The organism is Curtobacterium sp. PhB130 (assembly GCF_003755165.1).
GTDB lineage: Bacteria > Actinomycetota > Actinomycetes > Actinomycetales > Microbacteriaceae > Curtobacterium.
The window spans coordinates 170,445-191,894 of sequence record NZ_RKII01000009.1 but is presented as its reverse complement, the minus strand read 5'-3'; the positions used below and the strand labels follow the sequence as shown (position 1 = coordinate 191,894).

Here is a 21,450-nt window from a genome sequence, read left to right as displayed (position 1 = left end):
AGTGTGGAGGGCTCTGTCGGTACCTGTCTCCCCGGGGTGCCCTACTGCGCGTCGGCGCGCTGTCGGCCGGCTGCGGACGCGATCACGATCGTGATCGCCAGCAGCGCCGCGGGCACGAGCATCGCGACGCGCAACCCGAGGTGCTCACCGAGGAAGCCGAGTGCGGGCGGCCCGACGAGGAAGGCGATGTACCCGGCGGTGGCGACGACGGACACGCGCCGGTCGCCGTCGGTCGGGTGGTCGCCGGCCGCGGACACCGCCAGGGGGAAGCCGAGGGCGATGCCGAGCCCCCACACCACGGCGGCGCCGGCGGTCACGAACGGTGACGGGGAGACCACGACGACCAGCACCCCGACGACGCCGACCACGGCGCACGCGCGCACCACGGCGCCGCGGCCGAACCGGGTGACCAGCGGCGTCCCGGCGGAGCGGCCGATGAGCATGGCGAGCGCGAAGCCGGTGAAGACGAGGGAGCCGAGGACCTCCGGGGCGTCGTGGTCGCTCGTCATGAGGAGCGGGAGCCAGTCGCTCGCGGCACCCTCGGCGAACGCCATCGCCAGCGTGATCACCGCGATGAACACGAGCTGCATCGTGACGACCGACCTGCGGATGGTGGTCGTCGACCGCGGCGCATCGACGTCGACGGCGGGTTCCGCTCGGGGCAGCGGCCGGAGGTTCGTCGCCGCGAACGCCGCGAGGCCCGCCATCACGAGCGCGGCGATCGGGAGGTGCACGATGACCGGGACGTGGGCGGCGGTCATCGCGATGCCGACGATGCCGCCCGCGACCGTCCCCAGGCTGAAGCACGCGTGCAGCACCGGGACGACCGGGCGGTCGGTGAGCCGCTCGACCGCGGCGGCCTCGACGTTCAGGCCGATCTCCGCGACCCCGGCGCCGAAGCCGACCAGGAACAGGCCGGCCCAGACACCCACGGTGACCTGCGCCGGCGCGGACAGCCCGACCAGCAGGATCCCGACCACCGGCAGGGCTGCGCCGAGGAGGACGAGTGGGCGGGTCCCGAGCCGGCGGATGAGCGCGCCCGCGCTGAGGATCCCGAGCATCGAGCCGATCGAGAGCCCGAAGAGGACGAAGCCCATCGCCTCGATCGACGCGCCGAGGTCCTCACGGACGGCCGGCGTCCGGGTGACCCAGGACGCGATGCCGAACCCGGTCATGGTCGACGTCGCGAAGAGCGCCAGACGGTGTCGTCGGGTCGAGGGCGGCGCCGCCGTGGTGTCCACGGCACCACTCTCCCACAGCGGGTCACGCTGCCGGGGGAGCAACCTCGTCGACGGCGGCCAGGCCGTTCAGTGTGCGGGGGTACCCGATGAAGGGCACCAGCACGGTGAGGACGTCGAGCAGGTCGGCGCGGGTGTTCCCGACGTGCAGGTTCGCCGCGACGTGGCCCTTGACCTGGTTGTCGGCGCCGCCGAGCCCGACGAGCATCGCGAACGTCAGGAGTTCGCGCGTCCGCACGTCGAGTCCGGTGCGTGTGTAGTGGTCGCCGAAGCAGTTCGCCGACAGGAACCGCTGGAAGTGCACGGCGTCCGCCGGGGCGTTCGCGTACATCGCGTCGACGCGGTCGCCCACGATCGCGGTCTGCTCGGCCCTGCCGACGTCGAACCGGGTCTCGGGCGTGGTGGTCGACTGGCCGGGCAGCGGCAGCTCGACGCCACGGGCGGTGAGGACCTCGTTCGTGATGTGCAGGAAGTCCACGACCCGGGCGATGCCGACGTACGCGACCGCCTGGTAGACGACTTCCTTCACCTCGACCGGGGTCACCTCGTTGTCCAGTGCGGCCCCGAGCAGCACCCGGAACTCGTGCTGCGCGCCGACGGCGATCACGGCACCGAGCTGGACGACGAGCCGGTGGTGGCGGCTGATCGATGCCGCACGGAGCGTCTCGTCGAACGCGAAGTCGTCGAAGGAGGCCACGAACTCGGGGTCGGTCTCGGCGAGCGTGGAGCGGTGGGCGGGGAACAGGGTGTCGTGCTCGCGTCGTGCGGCGTCGTTCGCTGGCATGTCCGCCACGCTACGAGCGCCCGGCCCCGCGAGGGGTGCTCTGCCGGTACACGGAACGGCCGGGCACAGCTCGATCGACGCGCCGCCGCCCGCGCACAGGCACCGCCTGCCAGGCTCTGAGGTCCATGGAACTCATCGCACCCGAACTCGTCGTCGTGCTCGCCACGGCGATCGCGGTCGCAACGGCCGTCTCCGGGCGGCTGCGCATCGCTCCGCCTGTCCTGCTCCTGGCCTTCGGCGCCGGCATCGCCTTCATCCCCGTGTTCACGAAGGTCGAACTCCCCGCCGACGCGGTGCTGCTCCTGTTCCTGCCCGCGCTGCTCTACTGGGAGAGCCTGACCATCTCGCTCCGGGAGATCCGCGCGAACTTCCGCGGGATCCTGCTCATGGGCACCCTGCTCGTCGTGTTGACGGCAGGCGGGGTCGCGACGCTCCTGCACCTGCTCGGGATGCCGTGGGGTCCGGCGTGGGTGCTCGGTGCGGCCGTCGCACCGACCGACGCCACGGCGGTCGGTGCGCTGACACGGTCCCTGCCGCGGCGCAACACGACGGTGCTCCGCGCCGAGAGCCTCGTGAACGACGGCACGACCCTCGTCATCTACGGCATCGCGGTGGCGGTGACCGCGGGGGAGCAGACGCTCACCGTGTGGAACGTCTCCGGCATGCTGCTGCTGTCCTACGTCGGCGGCATCGCGGCGGGGCTGCTGGTGTCGTGGCTCGGGATGCTCGTGCTCCGACGCGTGGACGCGGTGCTGCTGGAGAACCTGCTGACGCTCCTGGTGCCGTTCGTGGCGTTCCTCGCTGCCGAGGCGATCGGGGCCTCCGGCGTGCTGGCCGTCGTCGTGGCGGGGCTCGTCGTGAGTCAGGTCGCCCCGAAGCTCGACCGCGCCGAGACCCGGCAGCAGGTCCGGTCGTTCTGGTCCTTCGCGACGTTCCTGCTCAACGGCGCGCTGTTCGTGCTCGTCGGGATCGAGGCGACGATCTCGGTGCGGGCGCTCGAAGGGCACGAACTGCTCGTCGGCCTCGGCATGATCGGGCTCGTCTCACTGGCCGTCGTGGTGCTCCGATTCGCCTTCCTCAACCTGTCGTGGGGCGCGGTCCGGCTCGTCACCCTGCGGACCGGGGGCTCACCGCGCGAAGGTCACCGCGACCGCGTGGTGAGCGGCTTCACCGGGTTCCGCGGCGCGGTGTCGCTCGCGGCGGCGGTCGCGGTGCCGCGGATGGTGGAGAGCGGCGCTGCGTTCCCGGACCGGGACCTCATCGTCTTCGTCGTCGCTGGCGTGGTCGTCGTGACGATCGTGGGACAGTCGCTCGTGCTCCCCGCGGTGGTGCGGTGGGCGGACTTCGGCGGCAGCCACGAGGTGGTCGAGGAGCGCCGGCTCGCGGAACGCCGGGCCATCGAGGAGGCGCTCGAGGCGCTCCCGAAGCTCGCGAAGCGCTCCGGTGTCGACGACGAGGTCGTGCAGCGCATCCGCGACGACTACGAGGGGCACCTGGCGCTCGTGCGGGCCGAGCAGAGCGACGACGACGAGCACCCGCTCCTGCAGCAGCGCGGCGCCGCGGTCGAACTGGAGCTCGCGCTCGTGCGGCTCAAGGCGTCGACGGTGCTCCGGATGCGGGACGACGGCGACATCGACGACCTCGTGCTCCGCCAGGTCCGTGCCGAGTACGACGCCGAGGAGACCCGCCTGCTGCGCCAGGGCGAGCGCGACTGACGCAGCACCGGCCCCGGCAGCGGCACCGGCGGCAACGCCGCGCCGCGGCTCAGCGGCCGGCGCGCAGCGTCCCGCGGACGACGGAGTCGCCCGAGTGCGCGGGGTCCCCGTCGTCGGGTTCGGCGGACACGTCGACCACCGGGTAGCGCGACGGGTCGACGCCCGTCGGTACCGTGAACCGACCCCGGTCGCCGTCGAGGAACCCGACACTGACCAGGCCCGACAGGTCGCCGCGCATCATCCAGACCTCGCGGAGCGGTGCGTCCCCCTCCGCCGCGCGCGGGTCGACGTCGATCACGAGCGTGAGCCGCCCGTCGCTCCCGCGCTCCAACGCCGCGCTGCCCTTCGCGCCGGTCCACCCGGGGAGCGGCGCGAGCGCGGTGCGGGAGACCACGGCGGCGTCGGTGGTGGGCTGGTCGGGGCGGCTGCCGAAGGCGAACGCCCCGATGCCGAGTCCGAGCACGAGCCCGACGACCCCGGTCGCCGCGGTGACGAGCAGGACGGTGCGGCGACGGAACCGCGCGACACGGCGGCGCGGCGCGACATCGGGCACGGCCGCACCAGGGGCGGCATGCGCGGCAGCAGCGGCAGGCGCAGCAGCAGCAGCGGGCCGTTCCTCGAAACCGAGCTCGGTCGCGATGCGATCCCACACCCGGGGCGACGGCGGCTCGAGGTCGACCCCGTGCGAGGACTTCGCGAGCGTCACCACCCGCCGGAGGTCGGTCAGCTCGCCACGGCACTCGGCACACCCGGACAGGTGCTCCGCTTCCGCCCCGGAGGGCCCGACGTCGCCGATGGCGAGCAGCGCGAGGGTCTCCTCGTCGATGTGGGTCATTCGATCACCTCCAACCTCGTTCGGAGCCGAGCCAGTCCGCGACGGATGTGACTCTTGACGGTGCCGAGCGGCAGCCCGAGCCGTTCGGCGATCTCACGGTGGCTGAGTTCCTCGTAGAACGCCAGTCGCAGCACCGTCCGGGGGACCTCGTCGAGCCGGTCGAGCTCCCCGGCGACGAGCATCCGTTCGGCCAGTCCGTCGGTGTCGTCGGTCGTTTCGGGGGTCGTCGCCTCCGAGTCGGCGACGGCGTGGGCGAGCCGTGCACTGCGGGCACGGTCGGCGTGGGCGTCGGCGATGCAGTTCCGGGTGATCCCGACGAGCCACGCGCCGAGCGGTGCGCGTTCCGGATGGTAGGTGTCGCGATGCCGCCAGGCCCGGACGAAGACCTGCTGGGTGACGTCCTCGGCCGCTGCGACGTCCCCGAGGGACCGCAGGGCCAGGGTGTGCACGAGGGCCGACCACCGTTCGTAGACCGCCCGGAGGACGCGCTCGTCACCGCTGCCGAACGCGTCGGCGAGGTCGCTGTCGTCGGGTGTGGTGGTGGTCACGTCGTCGTGATGCCTTCCGGGGGCCACGGGGCTCCTGTCGCGATGCTAGTTCGTCGGCGTCGCGGTGACCACGAGGTTGCTCAGGTAGTGGTGCGTCGTCGTGTCGAAGTCGCCGCCGCAGGTGACGAGCACGAGCCGTCGTGGCCCGTCCCGGTCGAAGATGCTCGGCCATGGCACCCCGGTCTTCCGGAGCAGGGAGACCGTCGTGACGGCGTAGTGCGTGGTCGTGCCGGCGGCGTCGGTGAGGCTGATCGGCGTCCCGGCGGGGACGTCGACGAGGTGCGCGAACGGGCCGATCCCGTACCCGACCGCGTCGACGTGTGCGGCGATGACGGTGGACCCGGTGCCCGAGGCGGGGCCGGCGCCGTACCGGTACCACCCGGCGACGGCGGGGTCCGGCGGCAGGGCCATCGCGCCGGTCGCGTCGACACCCTCCGGTCGGACCGGTTGGTCGATGCCGACCCGGTCGACGGTGATCCGCACCGGGGCGGCGACGGTGGGGACGTCGTCGGGGAGCGCGGCGTCGTGGCGGGGGACCGCTGATGAGGAGGCGGACGGCGCCGCCGACGAGGAGGCGGACGGTGCCGCCGACGGGACGACGGTCGGGAGCGGGTGCTCGCCGGGGACCCGATCCGCCGACGAGCACCCGGTGAGGCAGGCCAGGACGACGGTGGCGGCAAGGGGGATCGCCACCGCCGTCCCGACCCTCGTGCGCACGGTCAGGGCCGTGCGTTCCGTGCGGCGACGGTCGCGCGTCGTCGCAGGACCACGAGCACCAGCCCGGCGAGGAGGACGGCTGCGCCGCCGATCGCGAGCGGGGTGGTGTCGGAGTGGTTCGTCGCGACGAGTCCGGCGTTCCCGGCCGGCACGCCGTTCGGGTCACCGCCGAGTCCGGTCACGGTCTGGGTGGCGAGCGCCAGGTTCTTGTCGTCGAGGCTGCCCCAGGCGTACACGATGGTGTCGGCGCCGGCCTGCACGGCGACGTCCGCGGGGCCGATCACCGGAGCGGTCGTGCCGGTCGCGGCCACCGTGGCGGAGACGGTCCCGGCCGCGAGCACCAGTGCCTTCTCGTCCGGGTTGGCCAGGTTCGACACGACGGCCTTCCCACCGGCCAGCACGTCGACCGCGGGTGCTGCGGCGACGTGCCGGACGACGAGACGACCCTGTCCCGCGGGAACCGCGGAGGTGTCGTTGGTGAAGACGGTGGCGGTCGGGTCACCGTCGGCCTTCAGGTGGGCGACGGCGGTGTAGTTCCCGCCGGCGGTGAAGGAGACGTCGGCCGGGCCGATGATCGGCTTGGAGTCGTCGGTGGCGTCACTCGCGGTGATCGCCAGGGTGTGGGCACCCGCGGGGACCATCATCGGGCCGGCCATGGTGCCCGGCGTGAAGTCGTCGAGTGCGCGGGCGCCGTCGAGGTACACGTCGACGGTGGTGCCGGGGACGGCGTGCAGGACGGAGAGCGTGGCGTCGCCGGCAGCCGCCGTGGCGGCGGTCGCGGGGACCACGAGCGCGAGCGCCGTGAGCAGTGCACCGGCGCCGATGCCGGTGACGAGGTTCTTCCGCATGGTGTTCCTCCTGGATCGGGTGGAGACGTCGTCATCGACGCTCACCCCCACTACCGGCCGGGGACCCCGCCTGGATGCACCCGTGCACACGAACGCGCTTACGGCCACCGGGCTCCGGCCGATAGAGCGCACTGACCACCCACGGACGGGTGGTCGGACACCCTGCCCCACGGACGGCGGCGGGGACGAAGAACACCAAGGACGGGCCATGATCGTCGTCACACGACTCAACGGCAGCGGATTCGCTGTCAACCCCGATCTCGTGGAGCGCATCCAGGAGACGCCGGACACGACGCTCATCATGGTCGACGGCGCGAAGTACATCGTCCGCGAGTCGATGGCCGAGGTCATCGAGCGGATCGCCGCGTACCGCGCCCGCATCGTCACGATGGCCTACGGCGCCGAGCCCCGCACCGTGACCGGCACGACCGGCCCGCAGCCGACGCTCGCCCCGGTCGCCCCGATCCGTGCGCAGGACGGGGGTCGCTGAGATGGACATCGCGACGATCGTCGGCATCCTCCTGGCCTTCGGTGCCCTCTTCGGCATGGTCGAGATGGAGCACGTGGAGATCTCCGGGCTGTTCATCCCGGCGCCGATGCTGCTCGTGTTCGGCGCCACCATCGGCTGCGGCATCGCGAGCACCACGCTGAAGGACGCCATCGCGAGCTTCAAGGCCGTGCCGAAGGCGTTCACCGGCAAGGTCACCCCGCCGGCGTCGGTCATCGACGACGTCGTGGGCCTGGCCGAGACCGCCCGCGCGAACGGGCTCCTCGCGCTCGAGCAGGAGGCCGACAAGCACGACGACCCGTTCATGAAGAAGGCGCTGCAGAACATCGCGGACGGCACCGACGGCGACGAGCTCCGGATCCTGCTCGAGGACGAGATCGAGTCCAACGCCGCCCCGGTCCGGAGCGCGAGCGCGTTCTTCATGGGCCTCGGCGGGTTCGCACCGACCGTCGGCATCATCGGCACCGTCGTGTCGCTGACCCACGTGCTCGCGAACCTCGGCAAGCCGGACGAGCTCGGTCCCCTCATCGCGAGCGCCTTCGTCGCGACGCTCTGGGGTCTCCTCACCGCGAACTTCCTCTGGCTGCCGATCGGCGGCAAGCTCCGCAAGCTCGCGCAGCTGGAGTCCGACCGCCAGACGCTCCTGATGGAGGGGCTCCTCGCAGTCCAGGCCGGCAGCCAGCCCCGCCTGCTCGGTGAGCGGCTCAAGGCGATGGTCCCGCCGGCGGCGCGCAACGACCCGGCGGCGGCCAAGGGCAAGGGTGGCAAGGGCGGGAAGAACGCCGACGACGCCGACGACCAGCAGCTGGCGGCCTGAGCATGAGCGCGAACCCCCGCGGGCACGGACGCGGTCGTGGCGGCCGGAAGAAGGGCGGCCACGACGAGGCCGAGCACCCAGACGAGCGCTGGATGGCGTCCTACATGGACATGATCACGGTGCTGATGTGCATGTTCCTCGTGCTCTTCGCGATGTCCACCGTCGACCAGCAGAAGTACATCGCGCTGAAGACGTCCCTCGCCACCGGGTTCGGTGAGGTCGAGACGAAGAAGGTCGACACCGCCAGCGGCACCGTCGTGAAGAAGAACGAGGTCACGGACGGCAAGGGCTACTCCGTCGACGACGCGAAGGCGGACCACTCCACGGCCGCGTCCGGAGCGGAGGACACCAACGCCGATCCCGCGTCGACGGTGGTGCCGGCGACGGCGACCAAGCAGGACGTCGCCGCAGCGGAGAAGGAGCTCGACGACCTGAAGGCGATCCAGGAGGCGATCACCGGGAACCTGGACGAGATCGGGCAGACCTCGAACGTGCAGTTCACGGTCGACGCCCGCGGGCTCATCGTCCGGCTCGTCGGCAGCGAGACGTACTTCGGCACGAACAGCGCGGACCTCTCCGACCAGGCGAAGCGGATCATGGACGCGATCGCCCCGGTGCTGAAGACCGCGCACCACGACGTCAGCGTCGAGGGGCACGCGGACCAGCGGAACTCGACCGCGCCGTACGCCACGAACTGGGAGCTCAGTGCGGCCCGCGCGACCGGGGTGCTCCGCGACCTGGTCGAGCGGGGCGGGATGCCGGGGGAGCACATCCAGAGCGTCGGCTTCGGGTCGAGCCGGCCGCTCGCGAAGGGCGGCACCGACGCGGACCTCGCACTGAACCGCCGGGTCGACATCGTGGTGCTCTCGAACCAGGACCAGGACGTCAGCAAGCTGATGCCGGCACTGGCCGCCGCGCAGGACGGAGCAGCGACGGGCTAGGGAACGCGACCGCCCCAGAACGGGGTACAGCACTGACGGGTGGTACTCAGCGAACCGATAGACCCACCCGTGACCGAGACCCTGCCAGCGCCCGAGGTGTACGACTTCGCGCGCCCGTCGACGCTCGCCCGCGAGCACGCCCGGGTGCTCGAGCTCGCCTTCGAGACGTTCGCCCGGCAGTGGGGCACGCAGCTGACCGCGAAGGTCCGCGTCGTCAGCCAGGTCACCTGCGAGCAGGTGCAGATGATGACGTACGACGAGTACGCCGCGTCGCTGCCCGCGCTCACCGGCATGGCACTCCTGCCGATCGCCGACACGACCCCGAAGGGCGTGCTGCAGGTCCCGCTCGACGCCGCCCTGACCTGGGTGTCGCACGCGCTCGGCGCCTCGAAGCCGCTGCCGACCCCGGAGCGCACCTTCACGCCCATCGAGCAGGCCCTGGTCCGGAAGATCGTCGAGGACGCCCTCGACGACCTCCGCTACTCGTTCGGCGGGCTCCTCGCCCACGACGTCACGGTCGGCGGGTTCCAGTACAACAGCCAGTTCGCCCAGGCCGCCCAGAAGGGCGACCTGATGATCGTCGCGTCGTTCAGCATCCGCGTCGGGGACCGGATCGCCCCCGGCACGCTCGCGCTCCCGGCGGAAGCGATCCTCCCGCAGCTCGGAGAGGCCGCCGCGTCGGTGTCCGCCGCCGACGCCCGCGCGCTCCTCGACGCGCAGCTCGCCGGCGTCCCGGTGGGCGTCTCGCTGCGCCTCGCCCCCGCGACGGTGCTGCCGTCGCAGGTCCTGCGCCTCGCCGTCGGCGACGTGCTGCCGCTGCCGCACCCGCAGCACCGCCCCCTCACCATCACGGTCGACGGCGAGCCCGTCGGCACCGCCGCCGTCGGCGCGAACGGGTCGCGCCTCGCCGGGATCGTCGTCACCACCACATCGGAGCCCCTCGCATGACCGCCACCACCACCCTCCACTCCGGTGCCGCCGAGGCACTCGTCGCGCAGCTCCCGACGGCGGCTCCCCTCCGCGCGCTGACCATGCCGGGAGGCTCGACCCCCGCCGTCCTGGAGGCTGCGGTCGACGGTGTGGTCGCGTCCTTCGTCGGTGGCCTCTCCGCGGACGTCGCGGTGGTCCTGACGGACCTCGACGCGATCGCCGCGGCCGGCGGCACCGACCACGGTCTGGTCGCCGTCACCGACGTGCTCCGCCCGTCGCTCGAGGCCGCCGCGTCGGTCCTCGGCGTCGGGGTCCTCGGCGAGGCCCGCCGCGAGTCCGCCGCGTCGCTGTTCGCCGACCCGGAGACGGTCGTCTTCGAGCTCACCGCCGGTGGCCTGCCCGGTGGCTGGTTCGCCATCCGGATCCGGGAGAACGGCACCATCGGCACGCCCGCGGCGCCGGCGGCGTCGATCCCGACCGGGAACCTCGGCCGGATCAACAACGTCGAGATGACCCTGACGGTGGAGATCGGCCGCACCCGGATGTCCGTCCGCGACGTCCTCGGCATGGAGCCGGGCGCCGTCGTCGAACTCGACCGCTCGGCCGGCGCGCCCGCCGACGTCCTGCTCAACGGCCGGCTCATCGCGCACGGCGAGGTCGTCGTCGTGGACCAGGACTACGCCGTCCGCATCACCAAGATCCTCGACGTCGCCGAGACGGTCTGATCCGTCGTGGACACGCTCGTCATCACCCTCCGCGTCGCGCTCTCGCTCGGCGTCGTGCTCGCCCTGATGTGGGTGCTGCACCGCCGCGTGTCCAAGGGGCAGCTCGGCCGGACCAAGGCGAAGGGCCGTCGGTCCGCCGCCGTGGAGGTCGTCGCCCGGCAGGGGATCGGCGGCAAGGCGAGCGTCGTCGTGGTGGACGTCGAGGGTGAGCGCCTCGTGCTCGGCGTGACCGAGCACGGCGTGAGCCTGCTCACGAGCGGTGCGGCGCCCGCGCCGGAACTGACCATCGTCACGGGTCCCGTCGTGCTGCCGACCGTGCCGCGACCCGTCGTGCCGGAGCCGACCGCCCCGGCCGCGTCCGCCGACGCGTTCCGCGCGGAGCTGGACAAGCAGGACCAGGCCGCGCCCAGCCTCCCGTCCGATCTCCCGATGCGTCCCCGCAACCGCAACCGACGCGCCGTCGCCGTCCCCACTTCCGCGCAGCTGCAGGGCTCGATCCTCTCCGTGGACACCTGGCGCCAGGCGGCTGCCGCCGTGCGCAACCGGCGGGCCGGGTGACCGCCGCGCGGACCGGGCGTCTGCTGCTGCTCGCCGTCCTCGGCGTGGCGATGGTCGCCGGGTTCCTGATGCTCACGGCGACCGGTGCGCACGCGGCCGGCGTCGTCGAGCCGACCGCGCCGGCCACCCCGACCGCCCCTGCCACGGGCGGCTTCTCGGTCAGCGTGAACGGTCCGGACGGCGCGCCGTCCTCCGCCGTCGTGACGCTCATCGGCATCACGCTGCTCAGCGTCGCACCGGCGCTGCTGCTCATGATGACGTCGTTCACGAAGATCTTCGTCGTCCTCGCGATGACCAGGAACGCGCTCGGTCTGCAGTCGATCCCGCCGAACCAGGTGATCGCCGGGCTCGCGCTCTTCCTGTCGCTGTTCGTGATGGCACCCGTGATCGGGCACATCAACGACGACGCGCTGCAGCCCTACCTCGCCGGGCACCTCGACTTCCAGCAGGCCGTCGACATCGGCACGAAGCCGCTCCGGACGTTCATGTTGCACCAGACGCGGGACGAGGACCTGGCGCTGATCACCCGTGCCGCGGGACTCGCGAACCCGAAGGACCTCGACGCGGTCCCGATGACGACGGTGATCCCGGCGTTCATCATCTCCGAGCTCCGGAGCGCGTTCATCATCGGGTTCGTCATCTTCATCCCGTTCCTCGTCATCGACCTCGTGGTCTCCGCGGCCCTGATGTCGATGGGCATGATGATGCTCCCGCCGGTGATGATCTCGCTGCCGTTCAAGATCCTGCTGTTCGTGCTCGTCGACGGGTGGGGGCTCATCATCAAGTCGCTCATCGAGAGCTACCAGGTGGTGCACTGATGGACCAGCAAGCCGTCATCGACCTCGTCCTGCAGGCGCTCCTCGTCGCGGGGAAGCTCGCCGCCCCCGTCCTCGTGACGTCCCTCGTGGTGGGCTTCGCCATCTCGCTCTTCCAGTCCGTGACCCAGATCCAGGAGGTCACGCTCTCCTTCGTGCCGAAGGCCCTCGCGGTCGCGATCGCGCTCGTGGTCTGCGGCAACTGGATGATCTCGGAGATGATCGGGTTCACGCACTTCGCGTTCGACCAGATCCCGAAGCTCCTCGGGGTCGGCTGATGGAACTGGCCATCGACTTCGACTCCCTCGAGGGCACGATGCTGGCCGGGGTCCGGATGATCGCGTTCTTCCTCATCGCACCGCCGTTCTCGTACAAGGCGTTCCCGAACACCGTGAAGCTCATCCTCGCGCTGGGGCTCGCCATCGGCGTCGCACCGCGGGTGACCGCCGGGTACGTCTCGCTCGACACGGGCCCGTTCCTCGTGGCCCTCGTCACACAGCTCGTCGTCGGTCTGGTGCTCGGGTTCCTCGTGTACCTGGTGTTCGCGGCCGTGCAGTCCGCCGGTGCGCTCATCGACCTGTTCGGCGGGTTCACGCTCGCGCAGGCGTACGACCCGCAGTCCCAGGTGAACGGTGCGCAGTTCACCCGGCTGTTCCAGATGGCGGCGCTCGCGCTGCTGTTCGCCTCGGGTGGGTACCAGCTGATCGTCGGCGGCCTCGTCCGGTCGTTCGACGCGGTGCCGCTCGTCACCTCCGATGGGCACGTCGGGTCGTTCGCGCTCGGTGGGGTCGCCGGCCTCCTCGTCGCCGCGCTGTCCCAGATGTTCCTCGCGACGCTGCAGATCGCCGGCCCGCTCGTCGTCGTGCTCTTCCTCGCCGACGTCGGCCTGGGGCTCCTCACCCGGGTCGCGCCGGCGCTCAACGCCTTCCAGATGGGCTTCCCGATCAAGATCGGCCTGACCGTCATCTTCGCCGGGGCGCTCTTCATGGCGCTGCCGTCCGTCGTGTCCAGCCTGACCGGTGACGCCGTGCAGGCGATCACGGGGAGGGGGTGAGCATGTCCGACAGTGGTGAGAAGTCCGAGAAGGCCACATCCAAACGGATGAAGGACGTCTACAAGAAGGGCCAGCTCGGCCGTTCCCAGGACCTCGGCGCGTGGATCGGCATCGCCCTCGCGGCGCTCATGGTCCCCGCGACCATCGGCCGGGCCGCGGCGGCCGGGCAGTCCCAGCTCGACGGCGTGCGGCTGGTCATCGCGGACCCGACGATCGGCACGATGCGCGGGGTGTTCGACGACGCGATGGGCTCGATCGGCGCCACGATCGGCCCGATGCTCCTCGTGGTGCTCGTCGGCGTCACCGCGGCCGCCGTCGCGCAGGGCGGCGTGCACTTCCGTTCCCTCGCCCCGACGCCGGAGCACTTCGACCCGATCCAGGGCATCAAGCGGGTGTTCGGCACGCAGGCGCTGTGGAACGGGCTGAAGGCCCTCGTGAAGACGGCCGTCGTCGGCCTCGTGCTCTGGTTCGCCGTGCAGGGACTCGTCCCGGTCCTGATGACCAGCGGCTCGCTGCCCCTGTCCGCCGTGCTCTCCGCCGCCGGTGCCGGTGCCGGCACCCTGCTCCGCGCGGCGATCGCCGCCGGGCTGGTGCTCGCCGCGCTCGACGTGTTCGTCGTGATCCGCCGGAACCGGAAGCGCACGATGATGACCAAGCGTGAGGTCAAGGACGAGAACAAGTCCGCCGAGGGCGACCCGCTCGTCAAGGGGCAGCGCCGCTCCCGGCAGCTCGCGATGAGCCGGAACCGGATGATCCAGGCGATCCCGGGCGCCGACGTCGTGATGACGAACCCGACGCACTACGCGGTCGCGCTCAAGTACGAGCCGGGCAAGTCCGCGCCCCGCGTGGTCGCGAAGGGCGCCGGTCCGGTGGCGTCCCTGATCCGCGAACGCGCCGAGGACGCACGGGTGCCGATCGTCCGCGACGTCCCGCTCACCCGGGCCCTGCACGCCGCGTGCGAGCTCGGGCAGGAGGTCCCCGTCGACCTCTACACGCCCGTCGCCCGGGTGCTCTCCTTCGTGATGGCGCTCAAGGCGAAGGGGGCAGCAGCCGGTACCCACGCTCCGCCACGGCCGACCACGCCGGACGAGGTCGCCACGGTCATCGACCCGGCCACCCTGACCGGGGACCTCCGGCCCCGCAAGCTCCGTCCCTCCCGCACGACCCCGTCTCCCGAAGAGGTGCCAGCATGAACCGCAAGGACCTGCCGAAGCTCGCCGTCCCGGTCTTCATCGTCGGCATCATCCTGCTGCTGATCCTGCCGGTGCCGTCGTTCCTGCTCGACTTCCTGATCATCTGCAACATCCTGCTGGCGCTGGTGATCCTGCTCACGACGCTGTTCGTGAAGAAGCCGCTCGACTTCTCGGTGTTCCCGTCGCTGCTCCTCGTCGCGACGCTGTTCCGGCTCGGCCTCAACGTCGCGTCGACGCGGCTCGTCCTCGGCGAGGGCTTCGCCGGCGACGTCATCCAGGCGTTCGGGCACGTCGCGGTCTCCGGCTCGATCATCATCGGCGCGGTGATCTTCCTCATCCTCATCGTCATCCAGTTCGTCGTCGTGACGAAGGGTGCCGAGCGCGTCGCCGAGGTCGGCGCCCGCTTCACCCTCGACGCGATGCCGGGCAAGCAGATGGCGATCGACGCGGACCTCAACGCCGGACTGATCACCGACGCCCAGGCCAAGGAGCGCCGCGCGTCGGTGTCCGCGGAGGCCGACTTCTACGGCGCGATGGACGGCGCGTCGAAGTTCGTCAAGGGCGACGCGATCGCCGGCATCCTGATCATCGTCATCAACCTCGTCGGCGGCATCGCGATCGGCATGCTGCAGAACGGCCTCTCGGTCACCGACGCGCTCTCGAAGTACGGCATCCTGACCATCGGCGACGGGCTCGTCACGCAGATCCCGGCGCTCCTGATGGCCGTGTCCACGGGCATGATCGTGACCCGCTCCGGCGCCGAGTCGGAGATGGGCTCGTCCGCGGCCGCGCAGCTCGGGCAGTCCCGGAACGCGCTGATGATCGCCGGCGTCGCGGCGATCGCGATGGGCTTCATCCCCGGGATGCCGATCGTGCCGTTCCTGCTCGTCGGCGCGACGCTGCTCTTCACCGGGTGGCGCATCGGGCAGAACGCCGCCCGCGCGGAGCAGGCGGCCGCGCAGCAGGAGGCCCTCGCCGCTGCGGCACCCTCCGGCGACACCCCCGAGGACCTCATCGAGCAGATGCGCGTCCACGCCCTCGAGATCCTCCTCGCACCCGACCTGGTCGACATGGTGTCCGGCGCGTCCGACGACCTGCTCGGCCGTGTCCGGGCGCTCCGCCGGAAGATCGCGCTCGACATGGGCATCGTCGTCCCGCCGGTCCGCACCCGCGACAGCATCGACCTGCCGCCGTCGACGTACGCGATCCGGATCGCCGGCGTCGAGGCCGGCCGGGGCACCGCGCCCGCGCGGAGCGTCCTCGCCCTCGGCGACCACCTCGACGGGCTGCCAGGCGACGCGACCGTCGAGCCGGTGTTCGGCCTCGCCGGCAAGTGGGTGCCCGCCGAGCTCCGGCACGCCGCGGAGATGACCGGCGCCACCGTGATCGACCGCGTCTCCGTGCTCGTCACCCACCTGCAGGCCGTGATCGGCGACAACGCGGCACGGCTCCTCACCCGCGAGGACGTCAAGGTGCTCGCCGAGGGCGTCAAGCAGGTCAACCCCGCCGCCGTCGAGGAACTCGTGCCGGGCATGCTCTCGATGGCCGAGCTCCAGCGCGTCCTGCAGGGGCTCCTCGTCGAGCGCGTCCCGATCAACGACCTCGGCCGGATCTGCGAGGCGCTGACGCTCCGTGCGAAGGTCTCCACCGACCCCGAGGGACTCGTCGAGGCCGCCCGCGCCGCACTCGGCCCCGCGCTGCCCGCCCGGCACCTCGACAACGGGGTGCTCCGCGTGATCATGATCGACCCGCTGCTCGAACAGTCCATGCTCGAGGGACTCCGACCCTCCGAGCAGGGCACCCAGATCGTGCTCGACGCGCACCGCATCGAGCAGGTCCTCGGGTCCGTGCGGGACGCCGTCCGGAGCGTCGAGGAGCAGGGGCTCTCCGCCGTGCTCGTCTGCGCACCGCAGCTCCGCCCCGCCGTGCACCGCATGGTGTCCGCGCAGTCCAACGGCCTGCCCGTGCTCTCCTACCAGGAGGCCACGGCAGCGGGCTCCACCATCGAGACCGTGGGAGTGGTCCGTGCCGCCGACCCGATTGCAGCGTAGCGCCGCGACGCTCGAGGACGTCCGCGAGGCCGTCCGCGCCGAGTTCGGCCCCGGCGCCCGCATCGTCGCCGCCGAGCGCGTCACGAGCGGTGGCATCGGCGGGCTCTTCCGGAAGGCCCACGTCGAGGCCACCGTCGAGGTCCACGACGCCACCGACGTCCCCACCGCCCGGGTCGCGATCGCGGACGGGCCCGCGAAGCGCGTCGGCATCGCCGCGCTCCTCGCCGACGCCGAGGAGACCGAGGCACGGATCGCCGCGTCCTCCGGGACGTCGGCGACGCGGGCCGACGCCTTCGCGTCGGTGCTCGACGGGTTCGTCGCGGACGGGATCGCGCCCGCGGTTCCTGCCGCTGCTGCTGCCGCTGCTGCCACCGCCCCCGGCCCCGGTGCGGGGCCGGATCGTTCCGTGGAGGGCGATCCGGGCCTCCTGTCCGATGCGCCGTTCCGGTCTGGAGGCACGGCCGGCGTCGACGACGTCACGTCACCTCGTGCGTTCGGTGCGTCGGCCGCGGCGCGGACGCCGGTGCCGGCGGTCCTGTCGGCCGACGGCGACCTCGTCGTGCTCGTCGGCCGCGCCGGTGACGTCGACGCTGCTGCTGGGGTGTTCGCCGCGCGACACGGACTCCGCGAGACCGATGCTGCCGACCGTCGCGGGGGGATCCTGGCGCGGGCGGACGGGGTCCGGCTCGGCCACGCGCTCCTCGGGGTCGCGACGTGGGACGACGCTCGCACGCTCGACGGGCTCGCGCCGGACCAGGTGTGGGTCGTGGTCGACGCGGGGCGGAAGCACGAGGACAGCCTGGCGATGGTGGACGCGGTGGCATCCGTGGTCGCCGTGGCGGGGGTGCTGTCGATCGGGGGGTCCGAGACGGCGTCGCCGGAGTCCGTCCACGGCCTCGGCCTGCCGGTCCGCACGCTCTGACGCCGTGTGGGACGCGCTCGCCGCGCCGCACTGTGGCTAGGCTGAGCGGGTGCTGGTACTCACGCGGAAGGTCGGCGAGCGGATCCTCATCGGTGACGACATCGTCATCACGGTCCTGGACTCCCGAGGGGACGGTGTGCGCATCGGCATCGATGCGCCCCGTGGCGTGAAGATCCAGCGCGAAGAGGTCGTCCGTGCCGTCGCCGAGGCCAACGTCGAGGCCGCGCAGGCTGCCGGTGACGACGCCGAGGCCCGCCTGCGTGCCGCGCTCGGCGGTGCGGCGGGGCCTGCGGCACCGTCCTCGCCGTCGTCGTCGACCGACTGACGTCGTCGTCGTCGTCGATCGACTGACATCCGTTCGCGCCCCTGACGAACACCGCGCCCCGGTGTGCCGGGGCGCAGCGTTCGTGACGGGGCGCGAGGCGGCCGTGCTCAGGGGCGGGGCTTCTTCTCCTGCTCGGGGAGCCGTCCGGCGGCGCGCTCGGCAGCGAACCAGGCGTGTGCCTCGTCCTGGCGGGCCTGCTCCTCGCCGAGGGCGATCGGTGCGCGGACGTGCCCTGGTTCGTAGCCGAACGTGTCGAGCAGCTGCGGCACGAGCGGCCGGATGCGCGCGATGAGCCGGTCGATGTACGCCGAGACGGCCCGAGCGCGCTGCGACGACATCCGGCCGTGCACGAGGTACCACTCGAGGTGCTGCTCGAGCAGCCCGAGCGCGAAGAGGTCCCGGAGCCAGACGAGCACCCGGCGGGTGTCACCGTGGGGAACCTCGTCGATCGCGGCGGTGAACGCGTCCCACTGCATGAGTTCCGCGTGCGCCTTCGACGCCTCGATGAGCTCGTGCTGGGACCGGTTCAGCAGGAGTGCCTGCCGTGCACGGTCCTTGCCGGCGGTGTTCAACCGCATCCCGATCTCGGCGACCATGGTGTCGACACGGCCTGCGAGGAGGTCGCGCTGGGTGCCGGGGTCGCGGAGGTCGGCGACGCTCGCGGCGAGCGACCCGCGGTCCTTCGCCGCCTGACCGAGCCGGCGGACGCCGCTGGCGTCGGCGAGCTTCGACCCCACCTGCGCGGCGACGAACTTCGCGGTCGAGGCGGCGTCACGCGGAGCGCGCTTCCGGAAGTCGGTGAGCAGGCGCTTGCCGACGAGCTGGAGCAGCACGGTGTTGTCGCCCTCGAACGTCACGTAGACGTCGAGGTCGGCGCGGAGGCTCGTCAGCCGGTTCTCGGCGAGGAAGCCCGCGCCGCCGCAGGCCTCGCGGCACTCCTGCAGGGTGTCCAGGGCGTACCAGGTGGACATCGACTTGAACGCCGCTGCCTGGGTCTCGAGGTCCTCGCGGCGCTCCGGGGTGTCCAGGCGGCCGCTGAACACGTCGTCGAACGTGCGGAGCAGCTGCTCGTGCGCGAAGGACTGCGCGAAGACGCTCGCCAGCCGGGGGATCAGGCGGCGCTGGTGCTGGCCGTAGTCGAGCAGGACGCCCTCGGTTCCGCCGCCGGTCGGGAACTGGCGACGCTGCATCGCGTAGGTGAGCGCGATCTGCAGCCCGATCTTCTGCGCGACGACCGCGGCGCCGTCGAGCGACACGCGGCCCTGCACGAGGGTGCCGAGCATCGTGAAGAAACGGCGTCCGGGGGAGTCGATCGGTGAGGAGTAGGTGCCGTCCTCGGCGACGTCGCCGTACCGGTTCAGCAGGTTCGTGCGGGGGACCCGGACGTGGTCGAAGTGCAGCCGGCCGTTGTCGATGCCGTTGAGGCCGCCCTTGACGCCGTCGTCCTCGCCGCCGATGCCCGGCAGGAACTCGCCGTCGTCGTCGCGCAGCGGGACGTAGAACGCGTGCACGCCGTGGTCGACGCCCTGCGTGACGAGCTTCGCGAACACGACCGCGGCCTTGCCGTGCAGGGCGGCGTTGCCGATGTAGTCCTTCCACGCGCCACGGAACGGCGTGTGCACGACGAACTCCTGCGTCTCCGGGTCGTACGTGGCGCTCGTCGCGATGCTCTGCACGTCGGAGCCGTGGCCGGTCTCGGTCATCGCGAAGCAGCCGGGCACGTCGAAGTCGATGATGCCGGGCAGGAACTCGCGGTGGTTGCGCTCGGTGCCGAGGTGGTGGACGGCGGAGCCGAAGAGACCCCACTGCACGCCGGCCTTGATCTGCAGCGACGGGTCCGCGGTGGTGAACTCCTCGAACGCCGCGATGTTGCCGCCGTGGTTCGACTCGCCGCCGAACTCCTCCGGGTACGGGCGCTGGATGGCGCCGGCCTGCTGCAGGATCCGCAGTTGGTCGAACGCGCGGGCGCGGTGCTCGGCGATGGTGAGGCCCTCGACCTTGTGCAGCGCCGGGTCGAGCACGAGGCGCCGCGATGCCCGGCGGTCCTCGGCCCAGCGACCGAGGAGGTGCTCGGCGAGCAGGTCGACGTCGATGCGCACGTCCGTGTCGGTGCCGGCCGTCGGGGTCCCGGCTGCCGGATCGCCCGCGGCGTCGGCCTTCGGGGTCTCGGTGCGGGTGTCGGCGGTGGTCTCGGGTGCGGTGTCGACCATGTGTTCGGTCCCTCCTGAACGGCGATGTTGCTCCGGTCCACGCTATGCACCGCGCCCGAGAGCCGCACGAGAGGGGTGCGCGGGCCACAACCGCTCACCGTTCCGGTCCGGAACAGATCGTGGGAACCCTCCAAAGGCGGATGTGCGAGCGGTCCTCGACGATTGGGCGCGCCCCTCGGATGCGGGGCAGACTGGCTGGCATGTCAGGCACCACCGCCCCAGGGCACGATGTGAAACCACGACGGACCTTCTTCGGCCAGCCGTTCGAGCTGTCCACCCCGTTCGCCGTCGAGCTCTGGGAGCGTTTCTCCTTCTACGGGATGCAGGGCATCGTCCTCATCTACATGTACTACTCGGTCGCCCGCGGCGGCCTCGGCGTCGACGAGCACGTCGCCACCGGGATCATGGGCGCCTACGGCGGCGCCGTGTACCTGTTCACGATCATCGGCGCGTGGGTCGCCGACCGGCTGATCGGTGCGGACCGCACGCTGTTCACCAGCGCCATCGTCGTGATGTGCGGCCACATCGCCCTGGCCCTGCTCCCCGGGGTGACCGGCGTCGGGGTCGGCCTCGTGCTCATCGCCCTCGGGTCCGGCGGGCTCAAGGCCACGGCGACGACGATCGTCGGCGGGCTCTACTCGAAGGAGGACCCGCGTCGCGACGCCGGGTTCTCGCTGTACTACCTCGGCGTCAACATCGGCGCGTTCTTCGGGCCGATCCTCACCGGGCTCCTGCAGTCCTCGCTCGGCTTCCACTTCGGCTTCGGTCTGGCCGCGGTCGGCATGGCCGCCGGCCTCATCCAGTACGGCATCCGCCGGCGGAAGCTGCCCGAGGTCGTCCGCCACGTCACGAACCCGCTGCCGAAGCGCCGGTACCCGATGGTCGGCGTGCTGGTCGCCGTCGGCCTCGCGATCGTCGTCGTCGCGGTGCTCACCGGGCTCCTCAACGTCGACAACCTGCCGACCGTCGTGGTCGCGATCGTCATCGTCGCTGCGATCACGTACTTCATCGTGATCCTCACGAGCGGCATCACGAAGGACGAGCGCTCCCGGGTGCTCGCCTTCATCCCGCTGTTCATCGGCAGCGCGGTGTTCTGGTCGCTGTACCAGCAGCAGTTCACGGTCGTGACGATCTACTCCGACCAGCGCCTCGACCGGACCATCGGCGGGTGGGAGATGCCGGTGTCGTGGGTGCAGTCGATCAACCCGATCATGATCATCGTGCTGTCCGGGGTGTTCGCGGCGATGTGGACCAAGCTCGGCAAGCGCCAGCCGTCCACGCCGACGAAGTTCGCCCTCGGCACCGGGATCATGGGCATCGCGTTCCTGCTGTTCCTGCCCTTCGTCGGCACCGGTCGGAACGGCACGCCCGTCCTCGTGCTCGTCGGCATCCTGCTCGTCTTCACGATCGCCGAACTGCTGCTGTCGCCGATCGGGCAGTCCGTCGCCACGAAGCTCGCACCGCCGAAGTTCCAGACGCAGATGGTCGCGCTGTTCTTCCTGTCCGTGTCGCTCGGCACCGCGGTGACCGGCGTCCTGTCGAAGTACTACGACCCGCAGAACGAAGCGCCGTACTTCTCGATCCTCGGCCTCGTCGCGGTCGTCGTCGGCGTGCTCTTGCTCATCGCCGCCCGCCCGGTGCTCCGCCTGATGCGCGGGATCCGGTAGCCTGAGAACCGCCACATCGGCCTCGAACCTGGGAGACACATCATGCTGG

Annotated in this window: 22 protein-coding genes; 15 read left to right on the top strand and 7 right to left on the bottom strand. The window is 71.7% G+C overall.

Annotation, left to right across the window (positions count from 1 at the left end; genetic code table 11):
• Positions 1–41: 41 nt before the first annotated feature.
• Together EDF24_RS14355 and EDF24_RS14350 are read right to left on the bottom strand one after the other, a co-directional pair.
• A complete protein-coding gene (locus tag EDF24_RS14355) occupies positions 42–1,241 on the bottom strand; it encodes an MFS transporter (RefSeq protein WP_260233453.1) in 1,200 nt (399 codons plus the stop codon).
• Positions 1,242–1,263: 22 nt separating this feature from the next.
• Positions 1,264–2,022, bottom strand: a complete 759-nt coding sequence (locus EDF24_RS14350) for a carboxymuconolactone decarboxylase family protein (RefSeq protein ID WP_123653339.1) — start codon at positions 2,020–2,022, stop codon at positions 1,264–1,266.
• A 125-nt stretch (positions 2,023–2,147) separates the two neighbouring features.
• On the opposite strand from EDF24_RS14350, the gene EDF24_RS14345 reads away from it, so the two are divergent.
• Positions 2,148–3,737 (top strand): Na+/H+ antiporter, encoded by a 1,590-nt coding sequence (locus EDF24_RS14345; RefSeq protein ID WP_123703722.1) that lies wholly within the window; start codon positions 2,148–2,150, stop codon positions 3,735–3,737.
• 49 nt (positions 3,738–3,786) lie between these two features.
• On the opposite strand, the gene EDF24_RS14340 is transcribed toward EDF24_RS14345, so the two are convergent.
• Genes EDF24_RS14340 through EDF24_RS14325 form a run of 4 tightly spaced genes read right to left on the bottom strand, consistent with a single transcriptional unit; the run spans position 3,787 to position 6,685 of the window.
• A complete protein-coding gene (locus tag EDF24_RS14340; protein WP_123703720.1) occupies positions 3,787–4,572 on the bottom strand; it encodes an anti-sigma factor in 786 nt (261 codons plus the stop codon).
• Positions 4,569–5,120: an RNA polymerase sigma factor gene (locus tag EDF24_RS14335; protein ID WP_123653342.1), complete on the bottom strand. Its 552-nt coding sequence runs from the start codon at positions 5,118–5,120 to the stop codon at positions 4,569–4,571. Before EDF24_RS14335 ends, EDF24_RS14340 begins: the two co-directional genes overlap by 4 nt.
• Positions 5,121–5,165: 45 nt before the next feature.
• A complete protein-coding gene (locus EDF24_RS14330; protein WP_260233452.1) occupies positions 5,166–5,813 on the bottom strand; it encodes a class F sortase in 648 nt (215 codons plus the stop codon).
• A 26-nt stretch (positions 5,814–5,839) separates the two neighbouring features.
• A complete protein-coding gene (locus EDF24_RS14325) occupies positions 5,840–6,685 on the bottom strand; it encodes a DUF4397 domain-containing protein (RefSeq protein WP_123703718.1) in 846 nt (281 codons plus the stop codon).
• Positions 6,686–6,893: 208 nt separating this feature from the next.
• Here EDF24_RS14325 and EDF24_RS14320 point away from each other — a divergent pair, with 208 nt between their 5' ends.
• The 13 genes from EDF24_RS14320 to csrA all read left to right on the top strand — a co-directional run bounded on the left by EDF24_RS14320 (position 6,894) and on the right by csrA (position 17,524).
• On the top strand, positions 6,894–7,175 hold the full coding sequence (locus tag EDF24_RS14320) for a flagellar FlbD family protein (RefSeq protein WP_123653345.1): 282 nt from the start codon (positions 6,894–6,896) through the stop codon (positions 7,173–7,175).
• A 1-nt stretch (position 7,176) separates the two neighbouring features.
• Positions 7,177–8,010, top strand: a complete 834-nt coding sequence (locus EDF24_RS14315; protein WP_123703716.1) for a motility protein A — start codon at positions 7,177–7,179, stop codon at positions 8,008–8,010.
• Between the two features lie 2 nt (positions 8,011–8,012).
• Positions 8,013–8,951: a flagellar motor protein MotB gene (locus EDF24_RS14310; RefSeq protein WP_123653347.1), complete on the top strand. Its 939-nt coding sequence runs from the start codon at positions 8,013–8,015 to the stop codon at positions 8,949–8,951.
• Between the two features lie 69 nt (positions 8,952–9,020).
• Positions 9,021–9,899: a flagellar motor switch protein FliM gene (locus tag EDF24_RS14305; RefSeq protein WP_123653348.1), complete on the top strand. Its 879-nt coding sequence runs from the start codon at positions 9,021–9,023 to the stop codon at positions 9,897–9,899.
• Complete coding sequence (gene fliN, locus EDF24_RS14300; protein WP_123653349.1) at positions 9,896–10,606, top strand: flagellar motor switch protein FliN; 711 nt, start codon at positions 9,896–9,898, stop codon at positions 10,604–10,606. The genes EDF24_RS14305 and fliN overlap by 4 nt, the downstream gene beginning before the upstream one ends.
• Before the next feature lie 6 nt (positions 10,607–10,612).
• Positions 10,613–11,164, top strand: coding sequence for a flagellar biosynthetic protein FliO (locus EDF24_RS14295; RefSeq protein ID WP_123703714.1), 552 nt, complete (start codon positions 10,613–10,615; stop codon positions 11,162–11,164).
• A gap of 50 nt (positions 11,165–11,214) precedes the next feature.
• Entirely contained in the window at positions 11,215–11,982 is a 768-nt protein-coding gene (fliP, locus tag EDF24_RS14290) for a flagellar type III secretion system pore protein FliP (protein ID WP_260233468.1), read from the top strand.
• Positions 11,982–12,257: a flagellar biosynthesis protein FliQ gene (gene fliQ, locus EDF24_RS14285; protein ID WP_123653352.1), complete on the top strand. Its 276-nt coding sequence runs from the start codon at positions 11,982–11,984 to the stop codon at positions 12,255–12,257. The genes fliP and fliQ overlap by 1 nt, the downstream gene beginning before the upstream one ends.
• Positions 12,257–13,033 carry a flagellar biosynthetic protein FliR gene (locus EDF24_RS14280; protein ID WP_123653353.1) on the top strand — a complete coding sequence of 259 codons (777 nt, stop codon included), beginning with the start codon at positions 12,257–12,259 and terminating at the stop codon, positions 13,031–13,033. The genes fliQ and EDF24_RS14280 overlap by 1 nt, the downstream gene beginning before the upstream one ends.
• A gap of 2 nt (positions 13,034–13,035) precedes the next feature.
• Positions 13,036–14,226: a flagellar biosynthesis protein FlhB gene (locus tag EDF24_RS14275; protein ID WP_123653354.1), complete on the top strand. Its 1,191-nt coding sequence runs from the start codon at positions 13,036–13,038 to the stop codon at positions 14,224–14,226.
• Positions 14,223–16,277, top strand: a complete 2,055-nt coding sequence (locus tag EDF24_RS14270; protein WP_123703712.1) for a flagellar biosynthesis protein FlhA — start codon at positions 14,223–14,225, stop codon at positions 16,275–16,277. The genes EDF24_RS14275 and EDF24_RS14270 overlap by 4 nt, the downstream gene beginning before the upstream one ends.
• Complete coding sequence (locus EDF24_RS14265; protein ID WP_123653356.1) at positions 16,252–17,199, top strand: hypothetical protein; 948 nt, start codon at positions 16,252–16,254, stop codon at positions 17,197–17,199. The genes EDF24_RS14270 and EDF24_RS14265 overlap by 26 nt, the downstream gene beginning before the upstream one ends.
• 49 nt (positions 17,200–17,248) lie before the next feature.
• Positions 17,249–17,524, top strand: a complete 276-nt coding sequence (gene csrA, locus EDF24_RS14260) for a carbon storage regulator CsrA (protein ID WP_123653357.1) — start codon at positions 17,249–17,251, stop codon at positions 17,522–17,524.
• Between the two features lie 107 nt (positions 17,525–17,631).
• Here the strand turns inward: csrA and EDF24_RS14255 are convergent, their stop codons facing one another.
• Positions 17,632–19,734 (bottom strand): acyl-CoA dehydrogenase, encoded by a 2,103-nt coding sequence (locus EDF24_RS14255; RefSeq protein ID WP_123703708.1) that lies wholly within the window; start codon positions 19,732–19,734, stop codon positions 17,632–17,634.
• Positions 19,735–19,934: 200 nt separating this feature from the next.
• Between EDF24_RS14255 and EDF24_RS14250 the strand changes: the two genes are divergently transcribed.
• The gene (locus EDF24_RS14250; protein WP_123653359.1) at positions 19,935–21,401 is read left to right on the top strand and encodes a peptide MFS transporter; all 1,467 of its coding nucleotides are present in this window, start codon (positions 19,935–19,937) and stop codon (positions 21,399–21,401) included.
• The last annotated feature ends 49 nt before the right edge of the window (positions 21,402–21,450 follow it).